This window comes from Affinirhizobium capsici, assembly GCF_977018625.1.
Genome location: NZ_CDRNXD010000004.1, coordinates 1,816,586 through 1,834,154, shown reverse-complemented (window position 1 = coordinate 1,834,154; position 17,569 = coordinate 1,816,586). Strand labels below are relative to the sequence as shown.

Below are 17,569 nucleotides of genomic sequence, written 5' to 3'. Positions count from 1 at the left end.
ACGGTCGTGCGGCGGCGCGTCAATGCGCTTGATCCCTTATTCCGAAAGAACATCGATGTCCGAACTGAAGAACGCCGTTCCGGCGATTGCCAAGGCGTTGTCAAAGCGTGGCTATGAAACCCTGACCCCTGTTCAGCAAGCCATGCTGGACCCGAACCTTTCCGACCGCGACGCGCTTGTATCCGCCAAGACCGGCTCCGGCAAAACGGTTGCCTTTGGCATTGCCATGGCGCCAAGCCTGCTCGGCGAAGAAGAGAAATTTGGCCGCGCCGAGGCTCCTCTGGCGCTCGTCATTGCACCAACCCGCGAACTGGCGCTTCAGGTCAAGCGCGAATTCGAATGGCTTTATGAGTTGACAGGTGCCGTTATTGCCAGCTGCGTTGGTGGCATGGACATTCGCAACGAGCGCCGTGCGCTGGAACGTGGCGCGCATATTGTTGTCGGCACGCCAGGTCGCATCTGCGATCACATTCGCCGCAACGCTTTGGATATGTCCAACATTCGCGTGGCCGTGCTGGATGAAGCGGATGAGATGCTGGATCTCGGCTTCCGCGAGGATCTGGAATTCATCCTGGAATCCGCGCCGGATGATCGTCGCACGCTGATGTTCTCGGCCACGGTGCCATCCGGCATCGCCAAGCTCGCCAAGCAGTATCAGAACAATGCCCTGCGCATTGAGGCGACTTCGGAAGAAAAGCAACATGCCGATATTGAATATCGCGCCCTCATGGTCGCCCCGGCCGACCGCGAAAACGCCATCGTCAACGTGCTGCGTTTTTATGAAGCGAAGAACGCCATCGTGTTCTGCTCCACCCGCGCCAATGTGAACCATCTGACGGCCCGCCTCAGCAACCGTAACTTCTCCGTTGTGGCCCTGTCTGGTGAATTGACGCAGAACGAGCGTACCCATGCGCTACAAGCCATGCGCGATGGCCGCGCCCGCGTGTGCATCGCAACGGATGTGGCGGCTCGCGGCATCGATCTTCCCGGCCTGGAACTGGTGATCCATGCCGACCTGCCCACCAATTCGGAAACTTTGCTGCACCGTTCGGGCCGTACAGGCCGTGCCGGCAACAAGGGCATCAGCGCCTTGGTGGTGCCAATCAACCAGCGCCGCAAGGCCGAACGCCTGCTGGGCGGAGCAGCCGTCACGCCAAACTGGGTTCTGCCGCCAAGCGCCGAAGAGGTAATTGCCCGCGATCAGGAGCGCCTGCTCTCGGATGCGATTTTCGAGGAAGAGGCTCGCGAGGAAGAACAGGATTTGATCGGCAAGCTGGCAGAGCAATATGGTGCCGAGCGCCTGGCAACGGCGCTTGTGGCCATGCATCGCGCCCGCAATGCAGCACCGGAAGATCTTATTCCCGTTTCCATCCAGCCGAAGGATGCGCGCAAGCCCCGCGAAGGCCGTGAGCGGCAGGAATTCGAATCCACCCCGCGCACCCCGCGTGGTGAGTTCGGCCCTTCCGTCTGGTTCTCGCTGTCGGTTGGTCGCAAGCAGAATGCGGAACCCCGCTGGCTCATCCCAATGCTGTGCCGCAATGGCGGACTGACGAAGGCCGATATCGGCGCGATCAAGATGCAGGCTCAGGAAACCTATGTGGAAATTTCTGCCGATCAGGCAGATAATTTCCTCGGTGCGATTGGTCCTAACAAGACGCTGGAGCGTGGCGTGCGCGTCACGTCGCTGGATGGCATGCCGGATCTTTCCCGCCAGAACGAAAGCCGTGGCGAGGGCAAGCCCTTTGCCAAGCGTGCCTATGAGGACCGTCCCGCCCGCACGGAAGGCCGTGACGATAGCCGACGTGAGCCGCGTGGCGAACGCCGCGATGACTGGGCAAAGGACAAGCCAAAGAAGCGCTTCTCGGACGACCGTCCGGCTGGCGACCGCGCCTTCGCGGATAAGCCGCCTCGCGCAAAAGAAGGTTCCAAGCCCTTTGCCAAAGATGGCGCAAAGCCTTTCGCAAAAGAGGGCGCCAAGCCTTTTGCCAGGAAGGGCAAACCCAAGCAGGCCAATGGCAAGGGAAAAGTCTGGGGCTAAGTTTCATCTCTTCACAATGACCGCGACCCTCCAAGGTTCGCGGTCATTGTGTGTTTGGCTGAGACCTTCTCTCTTTTAGCTCCACGTGACTTGACAAAACACAAGTATTGCCGCTCTGTTGAAGGAACAAAAATCGAACTTGCTGAATTAACTGTTTCGGTTCGACCACTGACTGCACGCTTGGTTTTTTGAGAGCACATGCCTCCGAAAACTCCGGGCAACGAATTGGTCTTCATCTCCTCTCGTGCCCGCGGATCAAGCATAGCCGGATGTTCAGTAGTTCTCAGAGATTTCGCATTGTCCGCTCATCCGGCCTCTTCGACATCCATGGCGAAGGCGAGTTCGCCGATATTGTTGATACCGTAAAGGCAGCCTTGCACTGCCCGGTCAGCGTTATTTCCATTCTCGATGAGTATCGGCAGGTTTTCATCGCCCATCTGGGCCTGCCCAGCGAGTGGGCCAATCGTGGAGAAACTCCTCTCAGCCATTCCTTCTGCCAATATGTGGTGGAAGATCAAAAGCCTTTCGTTGTCACAGATGCCACCTTGCACGAGCGGGTGCGGGATAACCTTGCTATTCGCGATCTGGGGGTCATCTCCTATCTTGGCGTGCCGGTCACCCTGCCGGATGGCACTGTTATCGGTGCGATCGCCGCAATCGATGGCAAGCCACGCGAATGGACGCAAGCAGAGCTCGATCTTCTTTCCCGGTTCGGCAGGATCGTCAGCAACCAGATCAATACCTTTCTTTCCGAGCGCCGGTGGAGCCATCTTTTCGAGCAGTTGCAGGAAGGAATTATCATTGGCTCTGTCTTGAGGGACGAGACCGGTCGCGTGGTCGATTGGCGGTACGATCACGTTAATCCTGCCTGGAGCGAATTGCTGGGCTTGGGAGATGTGGACGCGGTGGGCAAAACGGCCCGCACCCTTATTCCCGGGATTGAGGAAGAGTGGATTACCGACGTGGCGGAAGCGGTGGAAAGCCGTGTTCCCAAGCCTTTCTTGCGTCAGGTCGAGGCGCTTGGCCGCTGGTTCGACGGCTATGTGCAGCCCACGGGCGATGACGGCTTTCTGGTGATGTTTCTCGATGTGACAGAACAGCGTGACACGCTGGAGGCGCTGAGCCGAAGCGAAGAGCGCCTGCGTCTGTTGATCGAAGCTGCCAAGGATTATGTCATCGTAACCATTGATAACGATCACCGTATCAGCAGTTGGAGTGGAGGTGCTGAAGAAACGTTCGGCATCGAGGAGGATGATGTGCTGGGAAAGCCATTTTCCACCATCTTCACCAAAGAGGATAGGCAGGCTGGCGTGCCTGAGGAAGAGTTGCGCGAGGCGCGATTGCATGGCGTTGTGGTGGATCGCCGCTGGCACATGCGCGCTGATGGCGCTCTGGTGTTTCTGGAAGGAACGGTCCGCCCGCTGCCAAATCCGAATGGGGAAAAAAGTCTGGGCTTCATCAAGATTGCCCGCAATGCCACTTCAGAAAAGCGTAGTCGGGACCGGCAATCTGCTCTGCACGAACTGGGCGAACGGTTACGGCGTGCGGAAACCATTCCGGATACGGCCTTTGCGGCAGCTGAAATTATCGCCAGCAACATGGAAGGTGCATCGCGTGCGGGCTACGGTATCGTAGATGCCGTGGCCGAAACCGTGGAAGTGCTGCCGGATTGGTGTGCGCCGGATGTTCCCAGTGTGTCCGGCCTCCACCATTTTCGCAGCTACGGCAGCTTTATCGAGGATTTGAAAGCCGGAAAAACTGTCGTTATCGGCAACGTGGAAACCGATCCACGCACCGCCAGCCACGCAGACATGCTGAAATCGATCGGGATTGAAGTTCTCGTCAATGTACCGATCCTTGATCGAGGGATTATTGTCGGCGTTATCCTCGTCCATTTCAGCCGTAGCTATGATTTCTCCTATGAGGATAGTGTTTTCGTCGCAACGGTGGCTGACAGGGCACGGGAAGCGATTTCCCGCATCCGCGCCGAAGAGCATCAGCAAATCCTGAACCACGAAATCAGCCACCGTTTGAAGAACACCATGTCCATGGTGCAGGCCATTGCTGCGCAAACCTTGAAGCCGGTTCAAGATAGAGCGCCCGTCGAGGCTTTTTCAAACCGTCTTCACGCGCTGGCCAAGGCGCATGAGGTTCTTCTGCATCAGAACTGGTCTTCGGCCCGCATGCTCGAGGTCATCGATAATGTTCTGCGACAGCTCGCGCCAAACAACCGCTATGAACTGACGGGCCCGGACCTCGAAATCGGCCCCCGCAGTGCGCTCTCACTGGCGCTTCTTATGCATGAGCTTGGCACAAATGCGTTGAAGTACGGCGCATGGTCCAGCGATAGGGGCAATGTTCGGGTAGGCTGGACTGTCGAAACCCTGCATGGAGAAGATATTCTTTCACTAAGCTGGCGGGAAGCCGATGGCCCACCCGTTACTTCGCCAACTGGCAAAGGCTTCGGTTCCAGACTCATTCGTTTGGGTTTGATTGGAACCGGAGGCGTCGATATCGATTATGACCCCGCGGGACTGAATGTCCGTATGAAAGGCCTTGTTTCCCAGTTGCGGCAGTAATCATGAATTCTGAAATGAAGCAGTCGGCGCCCCACGTAATCCTGATCGTGGAGGATGAACCCTTGCAGCGTCTTGCAGCCATGGATCTGGTAGAGGACGCAGGATATGAGACGGTTGTGGCAGCCGATGCGACGGAAGCTGTTGCCATCCTCGAAGCCCGGCCCGATATCCGTCTGGTGATGACGGATGTTGATATGCCGCGAGGCGTTGACGGAATGCGTCTTGCCGCCATCATTCGGGATCGCTGGCCGCCCATCAAGGTCATTATCATTTCTGGCCATCTTGAAGATCCGGGCGACCAGATTCCGGCGGAAACCCGCTTTTTCTCCAAACCCTACCGTGAAGGCGAGTTGCTGGATGCCATCCGCGACATGCTGGCTTGATTACTCTTTCACCGGCACATGCAGCCCCACCTTCACATCGCGCAGCACGACATTTGTCGTCATGCGGCGAATCTGCGGGTTGTCCGCCATCAATTGCGCGCTGATATCGTCGTAATGCTCCACATCGCGGGCAGTGATGATGGCGATAAGGTCGACTTGCCCTGTGACGTAGTAGACCTGCTGGACATTTTCCTGCTTATCGGCCCAGAGGCGAAACCGCGCAAGAGCATCGTAATTATCGCGCTCGATCTCCATTCCGGTAATAAAAGTCATCGGGAAATTGGTAGCCTTGCGGTTGATGACGGCAACCTCCGCCTGGATCGTTCCGCCTTCTCGCAATCGCTTCAGCCGCCGCTGTACTGCTGAAGGGGAAAGGCCCACCTCGTCGGCGATTGCTTCCGCCTTTAACTGGCAATCCTTTTGCAGGATTTGGAGAATGGCGCGATCGAACTCGTCCAGCGCTTCCGACATGTCTGCACCCTTATATCCAGTTATTGCGCTTGAAGTCATAGCGGTAGAGGAAATTTCCGTCCAGCGTGCTGTAAAAAAGCGAAATTTTCTTACCAGCGGAGAATTTATGCGTCATTAGAGACATCAGCGAAAATAATATGCGCAATATCCCATTATTGTGCGGCAACTTAAAAACGAAGCCGGCGACCGATCGTGAACGAAATTCACTTAAGCCTGAAGATTGAGGACCTGCACAAGAGTTTTGCAGGCGTGGAGGTCCTGCGCGGCATATCGCTGGAGGCACGGCGTGGCGATGTCGTTTCCATCATCGGCTCCTCCGGCTCCGGCAAGAGCACGCTCTTACGCTGCATCAACTTGCTGGAACGCCCTGATCAAGGCCGTATCGTCGTTGATGGTGAGGAATTACGGCTGAAGGCATCCCGCAAGGGCGGGCTCGAACCTGTTGATCGCAAACAGCTGGAACGCCTGCGGACCGGGCTTGGCATGGTTTTCCAGAGCTTCAATCTCTGGGCACATCGCACGGTCATCGAAAATCTGATCGAAGCGCCTATTCATGTCAAAGGTGTTGGCAAGCGCGAGGCGATTGAGAAGGCCGAGGCCATGCTCGCCAAGGTCGGCCTTTCCGACAAGCGCGATGCCTACCCAGCCTTCCTGTCCGGTGGGCAACAGCAGCGTGCCGCCATTGCCCGTGCGCTCTGCATGGACCCGGCGGTGATGCTGTTTGACGAACCCACATCGGCGCTTGACCCGGAGCTTGTGGGCGAGGTGCTGAAAGTTATCCGCGATCTGGCGGAGGAGGGGCGCACCATGCTTCTCGTCACGCATGAAATGGCCTTTGCTCGTGAGGTTTCCAGCACGGTAATCTTTCTCGACAAGGGAGAAATTGCTGAACAGGGGCCACCCCAACAAATTTTCGATGCGCCGCTCACCGAGCGTGCGCGTATATTCACCAGCGGTTTTGCCCGCTCATCTTCACCCTCCAAGGAACTTGTCTGATGAAGTCTCTTTCCCTCCTTCTCGCAGGCGCTGCATTTATCGCCTCCGCTTTTGCAGCACAGGCAGAGGTTCGCTTCGGCATTCTGAATGAAGCCTATCCACCCTTTTTCGCCAAGGATGCCTCGGGCACCTGGAAGGGTTGGGAAATCGAGCTGATGGATGCAGTCTGCACAGAGATGAAGGAAAAGTGCTCCATCGTGGAATCCTCGTGGGATGGTCTGATCCCGGCACTGACGGCCAAGAAGCTGGATGTAATCTGGGCCTCCATGTCCATCACGGATGAGCGCCTGAAGACCATCGACTTCACCAACAAATACTACAAGACACCGAGCAAGCTGATCGGCCCGAAGGATCAGAAGCCAGGCGCGACGGTGGAGGATGTGAAGGGTAAAACCATCGGCGTTCAGGTCGCAACCATCCAGTCTGAATATTTCAACAAGCACTTCGCCAAGCAGGCGGACCAGAAAACCTACCAGACATTGGATGAAGCGCTGCAAGATCTGGCCAGCGGTCGCATCGATTATGTCTTCGCCGATTCCATCGTGCTGAACGAATTCCTGAACAGCCCCACAGGCAAGGATTGCTGCGCTGACATGGGCAATGTGGCGGATGACACGGACGTGCTGGGCCTCGGCGTCGGCGGCGGATTGCGCAAGGAAGATACCGAGCTGAAAAAGAAGCTGAACGACGCCATCGCTGCTGTGCGCGCGAGCGGCAAGTATGATGAGATTTCGAAGAAGTACTTCGATTTTGACATCTACGGCGGCAAGTAAATCAATCTGGAATGGCGGCCAATCAAATGAGCATGTGGGAACTGCTGTCCCCCTATCCTCCGGGATGGGGTGGAACGCTGCTGACCGGCGCTCTCTATACGGTCGCCATATCTCTGTGCGCCTATGGCATTGGCATTCTGATCGGTCTGATGGGTGCCACGGCCAAGCTTTCCGGCAATCGCCCGCTGGTCTTTGCCTTCAACGCCTACACATCCATCATCCGTGCGGTGCCGGAGCTTATTCTCATTGTCGGCCTCTATTATGCCGGAACAGATGGGCTCAACCGGCTTCTGGCCCTCCTGTCGCTGCCGGCGGTGGAGATCAATGCGTTTGCTGCGGCAGTGTTTGTCCTCGGCTTCGTCCAGGGTGCCTATATGACGGAAGTGTTGCGCGGGGCGATCCTTGCCATTCCGGTTGGACAAATCGAGGCAGCGCGCGCCTTCGGCTTTTCGCCTTTCCTGCTGTTTCGCCGCGTGACACTTCCAGCGCTTTTGCCCAATGCTCTGCCCGGCATGGCCAATCTCTGGATGTCGGTGACCAAGGATAGCGCGTTGATTGCTGTTGTCGGCTATCAGGAACTGGCAACAGCGGCGCGTTTGGCGGGTGCCAATACCAAGCAATATTTCCTGTTCTTCTTCGCCGCCGCACTTCTCTATCTGGTGATAACGCTGGTTTCGAACCTCTTCTTCTCGGCACTGGAACGGCGCGTGCGCCGTGGCCAGCCGCAAATGGTTTGAGGAAGGTGGCGCATGCAGTTTGATTGGATCGTCAAATACTGGCCACTCCTGCTGGATGGTGCCTACCAGACGCTAGCACTTCTGGTCATTTCCGTCGTCTTCGGCTTCCTGCTTGCCATTGGCCTTGCCTTCGCGCAGGTCAGCGGCGGGCCGGTGGCACGCAATCTCTCTCGCGCCTACTGCACCTTCTTTCGTGGAACGCCGCTGCTCATCCAGCTCTGGCTGCTTTATTATGGTGTTGGCTCGCTTCTGCCCATGATCCCCGGCATTCGCCAGAGCTTCCTGTGGCCGGTGCTGCGCGAGGGCTTCTTCTTTGCAGCACTCTCCTTCACGCTGAACTATGCGGCCTATGAGGCGGAAGTGCTGCGTGGCGCGCTGCTGGCTGTGCCGAAGGGTGAGTTGGAGGCCGGACGCGCCGTGGGCATGAGCCCATGGACGCTTGTGCGCCGTATTTGGTTGCCGCGTGCCATTCGCAATGCGCTGCCCACCATTGCGGGCGAAATCGTGTTGCAGCTGAAGTCCACGCCGCTCGCCTTCACGGTTACTGTGGTGGATCTTTATGCCGTCGCCTACAAGGTGCGGCAGGATACGCTGCTGGTCTATGAGCCGCTGCTGGTGGTCACGCTTTTCTATGTTTTCCTCACCCTCCTCATCACCCGCTTTTTCAAGGGCATTGAGGGGCAGGTGCCAATCCGCCGATAATTCCGAAAGGCTAATCCCATGACCAATCTGCGTATCCTCGATGGCGGCATGAGCCGTGAGCTTCTGCGTCTTGGTGCAGAACTCAAGCAGCCGGAATGGTCGGCGCTGGCCCTCATCAATTCGCCGCAGATCGTCAAGCAGGTGCATCAGGAATTCATTGAAGCCGGTGCCGATGTCATCACCACCAATTCCTATGCGCTGGTGCCGTTTCATATCGGGGATGAGCGCTTCGAGCGGGAAGGGGCCGAACTGATCGCGCTGTCTGGCAGGCTGGCGCGTGAGGCCGCCGATAACGCAGGCCGTCCCGTCACGGTTGCCGGTGGCCTGCCGCCGATCTTCGGCTCCTACGAGCCAGAGAATTTCGATCCCACCCGCGTGCAGGATTACCTTTCCGTGCTGGTTGAGAACCTTGCCCCGCATGTGGATGTCTGGCTTGGCGAAACCTTGAGCCTGATTGCCGAAGGCGAGGCGGTGCGCGTGGCCGTAAAGGAAACCGGCAAACCTTTCTGGATCTCGTTCACGCTGTCGGATGATGATGCACAGGTCAAAGGCGCGGAACCGAAGCTCCGCTCTGGTGAAACAGTTGCCGATGCGGCAGGCTGGGCGGCAGGCTCCGGTGCGCAAGCGCTTCTCTTCAATTGCGCCAAGCCGGAAGTCATGGAAGCAGCTGTCAGAACCGCCTCAGCAATCTTCAAGCAAAAGGGCGTCTCGCTTCAAATCGGTGTCTACGCCAATGCCTTCGAGGCCGATGCGGATGATAGCGCCGCCAATGAAGGCCTGCACGACACCCGCAAAGACCTAACAGACGACGCCTATTCCCGCTTTGCCTGCAATTGGGCAGATGCGGGCGCCACCCTCATCGGCGGCTGCTGCGGCATCGGCGCTGCCCACATCCACACGCTCTCAGGCGTGCTGAAGGCGCGGTGATTCAGAAAAGGCGGCCCTGGAGCCGCCTTTTGCAGTTTTACGCCACTTGCATGGCGCCCGGACCCGCCACAGCACCCGGCGGCACCTTGCCGAGGATGATCATGCCGAGCACTTCATCCTTGGTCACGTCCTCGGTCTTGGCATGGCCCACCACGCGGCCGTTCTTCATCACGAAGACCCGGTCTGCCAGATCGAAGACATCGTGAATGTCGTGGCTGATGAGGAAGATGCCGATGCCTTCCCGTTTCAGCTGGGTGATAAGTTCACCAACTTGAGCCGTTTCCTGGGGGCCGAGCGCCGCCGTCGGCTCGTCCATGATGAGGATGCGAGCGTCGAACAGAATGGCGCGGGCAATGGCAACAGACTGGCGCTGACCACCGGAGAGCGCCTTCACCGGCTCCTTGAAGCGCTGGAAGTTCGGGTTCAAACGGCCCATCACTTCGCGCGCCTTGGCCTCCATTGCCACATCGTCCAGCGTACCCCAGGGAGTGCGAAGCTCACGGCCGAGATAGAGATTGGCTGCCGCATCCACGTTATCGGCCACCGCCAGCGTCTGGTAGATGGTCTCGATGCCGTATTTCTTGGCATCGCGCGGATTGTTGATGTCGGCATTATCACCATTGATCAGGATTTCACCGGAATCTCTCTTATAGGCACCGGAGAGAATCTTGATGAGGGTGGATTTGCCAGCGCCATTGTGTCCGAGCAGGGCCACCACTTCACCGGGGAACAGATCGACCGAGGCACCGTCTACTGCGTGAATGCCGCCGAAGGATATGGAAATGTCGCGCATTTCCACCAGAGGTGTTTTGTCTTGCGTCATCTTTCATGTTCCTTCTATCGGGCTCTGGCGCGGTAGATGGTGTCGAGCCATACGGCCAGAACCAGCACTGCACCGATAACGATGCTCTGCAACGGTGCGTCCATGCCCAGAAGCACCATGCCCGAATTGAGTGATTGCATGACCAGCGCGCCTAGAACCGCGCCTGCGATCGTCCCAACACCACCGGCAAGCGATGTGCCGCCAATGACGGCTGCCGCGATTGTGTAAAGCTCATCCAGCGTGCCTTGCGCATTGGTAGCAGCGTTGAGGCGTGCCGTGGAAATGGCAGCGGCGATAGCGCAAAGCGCACCCATCAGCGCAAACAGCCGCACCGTGACCCAGCGCGTCTTGATACCGGCCAGCTCTGCAGCTTCCGGGTTGCCGCCGATGGCGAAAACATAACGGCCAAAGCGCGTGCGGTTGGTGAGAAAGTTCATGGCAATGGCAATGCCGAGAGCGATCAGAACCGGAATGGCGATGCCAAGCGGAATATCGAGGCCGTTTTCTGGCCAGGCAATGCCGTTCTCCTCCGCATATTTGCGGGCAAGGTTTACTGGCATGTAATAGCTGTTCAGCACCTTCACGGCGCCTAGAACCACGCCGCAGCCAACCACGCCCACCACAAGTTCAGCCCAGACGGGCTTTAAGGGAAAGCCGAAGCGCTTGCGCTGCTTGCGGGAATGCAGGATGGACAGAACGATAAACACGCAGGCGATAATGCCAACGATCCAGCTGGCATTGGCCCCGATGGAGCCATCCGCGCCGCCGCCCATCAAACGGAAGTTCACATCCATGGGCGCAACGGTCGCGCCGCTGGTGACCATCCAGGCTGCCCCGCGCCAGATCAGAAGTCCGCCCAGCGTAACGATGAAGGAGGGAACGCCGAAAAACGCGATTATGGCACCCTGAAATGCACCGATGGCCGCACCCAGAACAAGGCCGACGCTGAGCGCCAGAACCCAATTCATCGGATGGTCGTAACCAAGCCATGCGGGCAGGAATTTGGTTTGGGTGACGGCCATGATCATGCCGACAAAGCCCAGAATGGAGCCGACAGACAGATCGATATTGCGCGTGACAATGACCAGAACCATGCCCGTTGCCATGACCGAAACGGAAGCAGCCTGAACGGACAGGTTCCAGAGGTTGCGCGATGTCAGGAACAATCCGCCAGACATGATGTGGAAACCAATCCAGATCACCACCATCGCGACCACCATGCCCAAGAGGCGCGTGTCGATTTCGGTGGCCTGGAAAAAGCGCTTCAGCGGATTGCCGGTTGCTGCGCGCGCACCTGTGGTGCGGCTGGCGGCAGCCGGAATGGTGTGATCCGTCATAAGCCTTCAACTCCCCTCGTTATACGGCAAGCATGCCCGAGCGAAAGACGCCGCGGCCATGCCGCGACGTCCCGATCAGAAGAACGAGTTGCCGTTTTGCTTTGCTATTTGGTCGCAGCGATTAGCTGCAAACCTTCACGCTTCCGGCCTTCACGCCCTGGCAAAGCTCCTTCTTGGAGATCCAGCCAGCATCCAGAACAACATTCAGGTTGTCCTTGGTGATTGCAATTGGCGTGAGGAATACGGAGTTCATTTCAACACCCTTGGTGCCGCCCTTGAACTTCTGCGTGCCAGGCAGGTCCGTCATCTTGGTGCCCTTGGCGAGCGCCACGGCCACTTCACCGGCCTTCTTGCCAAGCTCGCGGCTATCCTTCCAGACGGAAACCGTCTGCGTGCCAAGTGCGATGCGGTTGAGCGCTGCCTTGTCGCCATCCTGACCGGAGACAGGAACGGAACCGGCAAGACCCTGCGCTTCGAGCGCTGCCACAACACCGCCGGCCATGCCGTCGTTGGACGATACAACAGCATCGACCTTGTTGTTATTCTTGGTCAGGAACTGCTCCATGTTCTTCTGGGCAATTTCCGGCTTCCAGCCATCGGTGTAGGATTCGCCGACATTCTTCACCTTGCCGGATGCAATGGCATCCTTCAGCACTTCCTGCTGGCCGGAGAAGACGAAATCGGCGTTCGGGTCAGTCGAGCCACCCTTGATGAACACATAATTGCCTTCCGGCTTGACCTTGAAGACTGCCTTGGCCTGAAGACGACCGACTTCCTTGTTGTCGAAGGTGATGTAATAGGTCGATGGGTTCTCGATCAGGCGGTCGTAACCAATCACAGGAATGCCTTCGTTGGCAGCCTTTTCAATGGCCGGGCCAATTGCGGAGGAATCCTGCGCCAGAACGATGAGGGCGTTTGCACCCTGCGAGATCAGGCTTTCAATGTCGGTCAGCTGCTTGGCGGCAGAAGTCTGGGCGTCAGCGGAAATATATTTCGCGCCAGCAGCTTCCAGAGCCTTCTTGATGGCGGCTTCGTCGGTCTTCCAACGCTCTTCCTGGAAGTTGGACCAGGAAACGCCAACCACCAGATCCTTGGCGAAAACAGGCGTGTGAACGGAAGCCAGAACAGCCGCGCAGGCCATCAGCTTGAGTACTGATTTCATGTAAACCTCCCAAGTGAATGCAGGGACTGCGAACCTCCTCGTCCGCTCCAGGTCCCCCGCGTGATGTGCCGTCGAGCCCCTCCAATCCGTGCAGGAATTGTTTTTCTCGACAGTCGAGAAAATAACTGGCAGATGATGCGTAAGGTGTCAACTGCCCTTGAAGTGTGAAATTTAGCGAGGCCACAAGCTCGCTGTGAAATGAGTAGGCTGCGGCCTTGAGCATGATGAATTTAAAGCCCTCTACCGAACTTTTGCGCCGCCAGAACATGCTGGCTGTGTTGAAAGTCTTGCGGCTGAAAGGTGCGCTTTCCCATACTGAACTCTCCGAGCTTACAGGCCTTGCCTCTGCCACGGTGACGGCAGTGACGACGGAACTCGAAAAAACGGGCGCCATTGAGCGACAGGAGCAAAGTGCACCGAGCGGGCGAGGGCGTCCACGCGTCCTGTTGGAGCGGGGAAGCATCCACGCTCATGCCATTTCGGTACAAATTTCCTCTGATGCGCTGCATTATGCGCTGTCGGATTATCGCGGCAAACTAATCGACCGTTTCAGCACGGCGCGTGACATTACGAGCGCCCGGCCAGAGCGCATGATTGAGGATATTTTACAATCCATCCAGCGCTTGATGATGCGTTCACGTCTGGCGCCGGATGCGGTTCTGCATCTTTCCCTCAGCAGCAAAGGCATCGTAGATTCGGATCAAAGCCGCCTTGTCTGGTCGCCGGTCTTGGGCCGGGAAGAGGTGGACTTCAGCAGCCTGACAGGCTCCTATCCCAATGCGACACTGACACTGAGCAATGAGAGCCTGCTGGTGGTGCAGGCGCTTGGTAAACGCCTGTTGCTGAGTAAGGATACTCCTCGCGCATCGAGCCTCATTGCACTTTCGCTCGGCCATAGCATCGGGCTTGGTGTGGCGCGGGAGGAGGGCGGCGATATTGTCGCCACGGCTCCGAATTTCGGCCATATGCTGAACGCGCCGGATAACCGGCTCTGTCGCTGCGGAGCCTATGGCTGCATCGAGGCTTCCGCCGGATTTTACGGAATCCTGCGCCTTGCCTTCCAGGTGCCACCCAACACCATTCCAGCGAAATTCGTGCCGATTGCTGAAATGGAAAAGATCGCGCTTTCTGCCCGCCAGAACAATCGCATGGCGCAATTTGCCTTTCGCCAAGCAGGCATCGCTTTGGGCCAAGGCCTTTCCCGTGTGCTCAGCATGGTGGGCGATATGCCTGTTGTTATAACCGGGCCCGGCAGCCGCTTTTATGATCTTCTGTCCAGCGGCCTGGAAGAAGGGCTCTCACAAACGCTCCATACGCGGTTGAATGGAATGCCGAACATCTCCATCGTTTCGGATGAACAATCGCTGGTCTTCGAAGGCCATGTGGATCTGGCACTCGCCGCCATTGATCAGCGGCTCACGCAATTGCGGTGATGATCAGCAAGGTTTGGGTGGGGTCGCGTCTCGCTTCCTCCTGTTCAGCTCATCGATAGAGCAGATCATTCGAGCGTGTGAGACAAATTTGTTCTTTACCAACAGGTCGAGCTGATTAGGGGAAACTAATTGGACAAGTTGAACAATATTATCGATTTTCTCTTGAAGGTGAGCAATGGCCTCCACCTCAGTGTGGATCCCGCTGCGTTTCCAAACCGGTTCATGATGCGAAAGCCGGTTCCTGAACTCCCGAACAATTTTGATTAATCGTGCGACTTCGGTCAGTGTTGCGTTAACGCTTGTTGCTGGCCATGGTCCTTTTAAGACTTTACCGAGTTTTGATTGCCAGATCAGTCCTGGCCCTAGAAACTCTTGGTCAAAAATCCATTCCCAGGTGGAGAAGTCCGTTTTCGCTATAACGTCATCATGTTTGGGCCACGCCGTGATGCCATATCGCAACTGCTTATCACGGCGGGCAGCGTTGGTTGCTTTAGAAAAATTGTCGCGAATTTTCTGAACCACATCTGGTATCGGGGTGCCCCCAGAATAGGACCTGTACCTGAGTTTTGATCCACTCCACCAGAAGGTACTCAATTTAGGATCGTAGACCAGCGCCTTGTCGACCGAGTTGCGAAGCGTGATCTCCGCAGCTGATAGAAGAGGATGCAGTGCTGAACAGACATGTGAATTCCACACATAGCAAGCCATCAGTTGATGTTGTGAGGAATGTTGGAATACGCTCAGATAGCTTTTTAAACGCTCTCGCGTTACTGTAACCGGGATAATTTCAGGGTGCAGGGGAACAGTGAAAGGCATTTCACTCAATCGGCGCTGTTGTTGACATCCGCGATCTAACCCCCTAATGTTTAATCACGGGTTGTCGTAAGGCACCAATTTGCGCAAGCATACGGCCTTACGTAGATACCTGAACTTCAGCCCCAGCCTTGAGCTGGGGTTTTCATTTTTGGGCTGGCGAAACAGCCAAATGCTCCCCTTGATCCTTGTAAATATCCCGCGTTATCTCTTGGAGCTTGAATTCGTTCACCCTCTCCAGCCGCAAGGGCGGTTCGGCTAGGGGCAGGATTTCGATTTGCTTCAGGGCATCCACCACCTTTGCTTCTGGCATGGCGCGTCTTGTTCGTTTCAAAATCAGGGCCAGCACGGTGATTGCAAACACTGGCGGAATCAGCAGCCACAGTGCCTTGATGAAATCTGGCGAGGCGCGGAACGTCGCCAGAAAATCCGCAATCACGTTGTAATTTTTCCATCTCCATCTCCATCTCCATCTCCGGCTCCGGCAATGCGCACTGCGGGACGCGTCTGCGCGAACGTCGCGCTTGGCGCTGGCAGGCAGGTGTCTACATGAAACGGGGGCGCGCCAAAGACGAGTTGCTTGGAAGCCTCTGGCGGCCGGGGAGTTCGTAAATCGCGTACGTACGACCGCCCCGACCTTTAGGCGCGAACGCCTTGAACATACGTCGGGGCCTCCCCAGCCATAGAAGGTGGAGAGCCTTATAAGACAAGCTCAAGCACTCAGCCACCGAAGAATGACTGAGGGGGCATCTCGTATAGCGGATGCCAGCCTAACGTACGAGGGATTACGAGTCCCGGAACCGGCCCGTTACTTCCGGCTCCACAACCAAGCTACGTCATCGAGGTTGTGCTGCACACTGCAAGATGTCACGGGTTTATTTCGTTGATGCGCAGATGTTGGAAGAGGGGCGCCGCTTTACGGGTTCGTCTCACCCGGCGTAAAGCCGATCATGTAGATCGCGGCAAGCGCCAGCGCCACAAGCAGAATGGTAACAACGAAGCTGATCATGCCCTTGCGGGCCTTGGGTCCGGTATCTTTTGCCATGGCCGCAAAACGTACAGAGACGGTTCTAAGTTCCCGTCTCTGTACGGTGTAAATACTATTCGCCGTCCAGCGGTTCTGCGCCTTGCGGTTTGCCTGCGCGGTCGAGACGAATCTTCTCGATGCGGTTTTCCGCTGCGTTCAAAAGCTTTTCACAATGTTTCTTCAAAGCTTCGCCCCGCTCGTAGATGGCGATGGATTCATCCAGCGCCACGTCGCCCCGCTCCAGCCGGGTCACGATGCTTTCCAGCTCTGCCACGGCCTTCTCGAAGCTCAAGCCGCTGACATCGTGGTTCTCTGCGCCGTCTGCCATTCTCAACCCTTCATCAATCTGCAAATGTGGAGGCCAGCCGATTCCGCCAGCCCTTCCAGATCATAGCCGCCCTCCAGCAGGCTGACGAGCCTGTTATCGGCATATCGGCCAGCAATCTCCATCAAGCGGCCTGTCGCCCAATCAAAATCGTCACCAACCAGATTGATCTGGGCCAGCGGATCGCGATGATGCGCATCGAAACCGGCGGAAATCAGAATGAAATCGGGCCGGAAGTTATGAAGCGCGGGCAGAACGCGGCTGGAAAAGGCTTCACGAAAATGCTCGCCCGCCGAATTCGTTTCGAGAGGCGCATTGACGATATTATTGTGCTCGCCGGTTTCCTTCACTTCACCGCTCCAGGGGTAAAGCGGCATCTGGTGTGTTGAGCAGAAGAGAACAGACGGATCGTTCCAGAAAATATCCTGGGTTCCGTTGCCGTGGTGCACGTCCCAATCGACAATGGCTACACGTTCCACGCCATAGGTTTTCTGCGCATGGCGGGCGGCAATCGCCACATTGTTGAAGAGACAGAAGCCCATGGCCTTCGTCTTTTCCGCATGGTGGCCGGGTGGGCGAGACGCCACGAACACATTATCCGCCTTGCCGGTAAACACATCATCCACGGCAGCCAGTGCACCGCCAATGCCCGTGAGCGCCGCCTGCAAGCTTTTCTGGCTCACATAGGTATCCGCCTCGATCTGGCGGATCCGGTCATCTTCTTCGGGAATTTCCCGCATCACGGAGGTGAGATGGCTTTCCGGGTGCGCGAGCAAGACGGCATCTTCATTGGCCTGCGGTGCATCCAACCGCTCCAACCGCTCAAAATTCGGATGCTCCAGCGCGATGTGCAGTGAGCGCAGGCGATCGGCCCGCTCTGGATGGCCTTCGGGCGTGTTGTGTTCAAGGAAAATCTTGTGTTCGTACAGGCGGGTCGTCATGGGCTTTTGCCTCCTGCCGCCTCGAATGAAAGCGGGCGCTTTCGAAATGGCAAAGAAGCGGCGTAATTTCAAGCGCCGCCAACCGTTCTCTCAGGTTTGCTA

General features: G+C 57.1%; 18 protein-coding genes. 9 read left to right on the top strand and 9 right to left on the bottom strand.

The window, feature by feature from the left end:
• Positions 1-55 precede the first annotated feature (55 nt).
• The 3 genes from AC0JZ1_RS12295 to AC0JZ1_RS12285 all read left to right on the top strand — a co-directional run bounded on the left by AC0JZ1_RS12295 (position 56) and on the right by AC0JZ1_RS12285 (position 5,000).
• Entirely contained in the window at positions 56-2,038 is a 1,983-nt protein-coding gene (locus AC0JZ1_RS12295) for a DEAD/DEAH box helicase (RefSeq protein WP_471882645.1), read from the top strand.
• Positions 2,039-2,307: 269 nt separating this feature from the next.
• The gene (locus AC0JZ1_RS12290) at positions 2,308-4,617 is read left to right on the top strand and encodes a GAF domain-containing protein (RefSeq protein WP_471882644.1); all 2,310 of its coding nucleotides are present in this window, start codon (positions 2,308-2,310) and stop codon (positions 4,615-4,617) included.
• Positions 4,618-4,619: 2 nt separating this feature from the next.
• Positions 4,620-5,000 (top strand): response regulator, encoded by a 381-nt coding sequence (locus tag AC0JZ1_RS12285; protein ID WP_471882643.1) that lies wholly within the window; start codon positions 4,620-4,622, stop codon positions 4,998-5,000.
• Here the strand turns inward: AC0JZ1_RS12285 and AC0JZ1_RS12280 are convergent, their stop codons facing one another.
• Positions 5,001-5,471, bottom strand: a complete 471-nt coding sequence (locus AC0JZ1_RS12280) for an Lrp/AsnC family transcriptional regulator (protein ID WP_471882642.1) — start codon at positions 5,469-5,471, stop codon at positions 5,001-5,003.
• 192 nt (positions 5,472-5,663) lie between these two features.
• Here AC0JZ1_RS12280 and AC0JZ1_RS12275 point away from each other — a divergent pair, with 192 nt between their 5' ends.
• Genes AC0JZ1_RS12275 through AC0JZ1_RS12255 form a run of 5 tightly spaced genes read left to right on the top strand, consistent with a single transcriptional unit; the run spans position 5,664 to position 9,606 of the window.
• Positions 5,664-6,467: an ABC transporter ATP-binding protein gene (locus tag AC0JZ1_RS12275; protein ID WP_471882641.1), complete on the top strand. Its 804-nt coding sequence runs from the start codon at positions 5,664-5,666 to the stop codon at positions 6,465-6,467.
• Positions 6,467-7,240, top strand: a complete 774-nt coding sequence (locus AC0JZ1_RS12270) for a transporter substrate-binding domain-containing protein (RefSeq protein ID WP_471882640.1) — start codon at positions 6,467-6,469, stop codon at positions 7,238-7,240. Before AC0JZ1_RS12275 ends, AC0JZ1_RS12270 begins: the two co-directional genes overlap by 1 nt.
• 11 nt (positions 7,241-7,251) lie before the next feature.
• Positions 7,252-7,977 (top strand): ABC transporter permease, encoded by a 726-nt coding sequence (locus tag AC0JZ1_RS12265; RefSeq protein WP_471882639.1) that lies wholly within the window; start codon positions 7,252-7,254, stop codon positions 7,975-7,977.
• Between the two features lie 12 nt (positions 7,978-7,989).
• On the top strand, positions 7,990-8,679 hold the full coding sequence (locus AC0JZ1_RS12260; protein WP_471882638.1) for an ABC transporter permease: 690 nt from the start codon (positions 7,990-7,992) through the stop codon (positions 8,677-8,679).
• An 18-nt stretch (positions 8,680-8,697) separates the two neighbouring features.
• Positions 8,698-9,606: a homocysteine S-methyltransferase family protein gene (locus tag AC0JZ1_RS12255; RefSeq protein WP_471882637.1), complete on the top strand. Its 909-nt coding sequence runs from the start codon at positions 8,698-8,700 to the stop codon at positions 9,604-9,606.
• Between the two features lie 37 nt (positions 9,607-9,643).
• On the opposite strand, the gene AC0JZ1_RS12250 is transcribed toward AC0JZ1_RS12255, so the two are convergent.
• From AC0JZ1_RS12250 to xylF, 3 genes are all read right to left on the bottom strand, one after another.
• Positions 9,644-10,429: an ATP-binding cassette domain-containing protein gene (locus tag AC0JZ1_RS12250; RefSeq protein WP_471882636.1), complete on the bottom strand. Its 786-nt coding sequence runs from the start codon at positions 10,427-10,429 to the stop codon at positions 9,644-9,646.
• A 14-nt stretch (positions 10,430-10,443) separates the two neighbouring features.
• Positions 10,444-11,766, bottom strand: a complete 1,323-nt coding sequence (locus AC0JZ1_RS12245; RefSeq protein WP_471882635.1) for a sugar ABC transporter permease — start codon at positions 11,764-11,766, stop codon at positions 10,444-10,446.
• A gap of 121 nt (positions 11,767-11,887) precedes the next feature.
• Positions 11,888-12,928: a D-xylose ABC transporter substrate-binding protein gene (xylF, locus tag AC0JZ1_RS12240; RefSeq protein WP_471882634.1), complete on the bottom strand. Its 1,041-nt coding sequence runs from the start codon at positions 12,926-12,928 to the stop codon at positions 11,888-11,890.
• 224 nt (positions 12,929-13,152) lie between these two features.
• On the opposite strand from xylF, the gene AC0JZ1_RS12235 reads away from it, so the two are divergent.
• A complete protein-coding gene (locus tag AC0JZ1_RS12235; protein WP_471883433.1) occupies positions 13,153-14,361 on the top strand; it encodes an ROK family protein in 1,209 nt (402 codons plus the stop codon).
• A 3-nt stretch (positions 14,362-14,364) separates the two neighbouring features.
• On the opposite strand, the gene AC0JZ1_RS12230 is transcribed toward AC0JZ1_RS12235, so the two are convergent.
• The 5 genes from AC0JZ1_RS12230 to AC0JZ1_RS12210 all read right to left on the bottom strand — a co-directional run bounded on the left by AC0JZ1_RS12230 (position 14,365) and on the right by AC0JZ1_RS12210 (position 17,467).
• On the bottom strand, positions 14,365-15,186 hold the full coding sequence (locus AC0JZ1_RS12230) for a hypothetical protein (RefSeq protein WP_471882633.1): 822 nt from the start codon (positions 15,184-15,186) through the stop codon (positions 14,365-14,367).
• Between the two features lie 133 nt (positions 15,187-15,319).
• Positions 15,320-15,613, bottom strand: a complete 294-nt coding sequence (locus AC0JZ1_RS12225) for a hypothetical protein (RefSeq protein ID WP_471882632.1) — start codon at positions 15,611-15,613, stop codon at positions 15,320-15,322.
• 477 nt (positions 15,614-16,090) lie between these two features.
• Positions 16,091-16,219: a hypothetical protein gene (locus AC0JZ1_RS12220; RefSeq protein ID WP_471882631.1), complete on the bottom strand. Its 129-nt coding sequence runs from the start codon at positions 16,217-16,219 to the stop codon at positions 16,091-16,093.
• Between the two features lie 55 nt (positions 16,220-16,274).
• Positions 16,275-16,529 carry an exodeoxyribonuclease VII small subunit gene (locus AC0JZ1_RS12215; RefSeq protein ID WP_471882630.1) on the bottom strand — a complete coding sequence of 85 codons (255 nt, stop codon included), beginning with the start codon at positions 16,527-16,529 and terminating at the stop codon, positions 16,275-16,277.
• A 2-nt stretch (positions 16,530-16,531) separates the two neighbouring features.
• On the bottom strand, positions 16,532-17,467 hold the full coding sequence (locus AC0JZ1_RS12210) for a histone deacetylase family protein (RefSeq protein ID WP_471882629.1): 936 nt from the start codon (positions 17,465-17,467) through the stop codon (positions 16,532-16,534).
• Between the last annotated feature and the right edge of the window lie 102 nt (positions 17,468-17,569).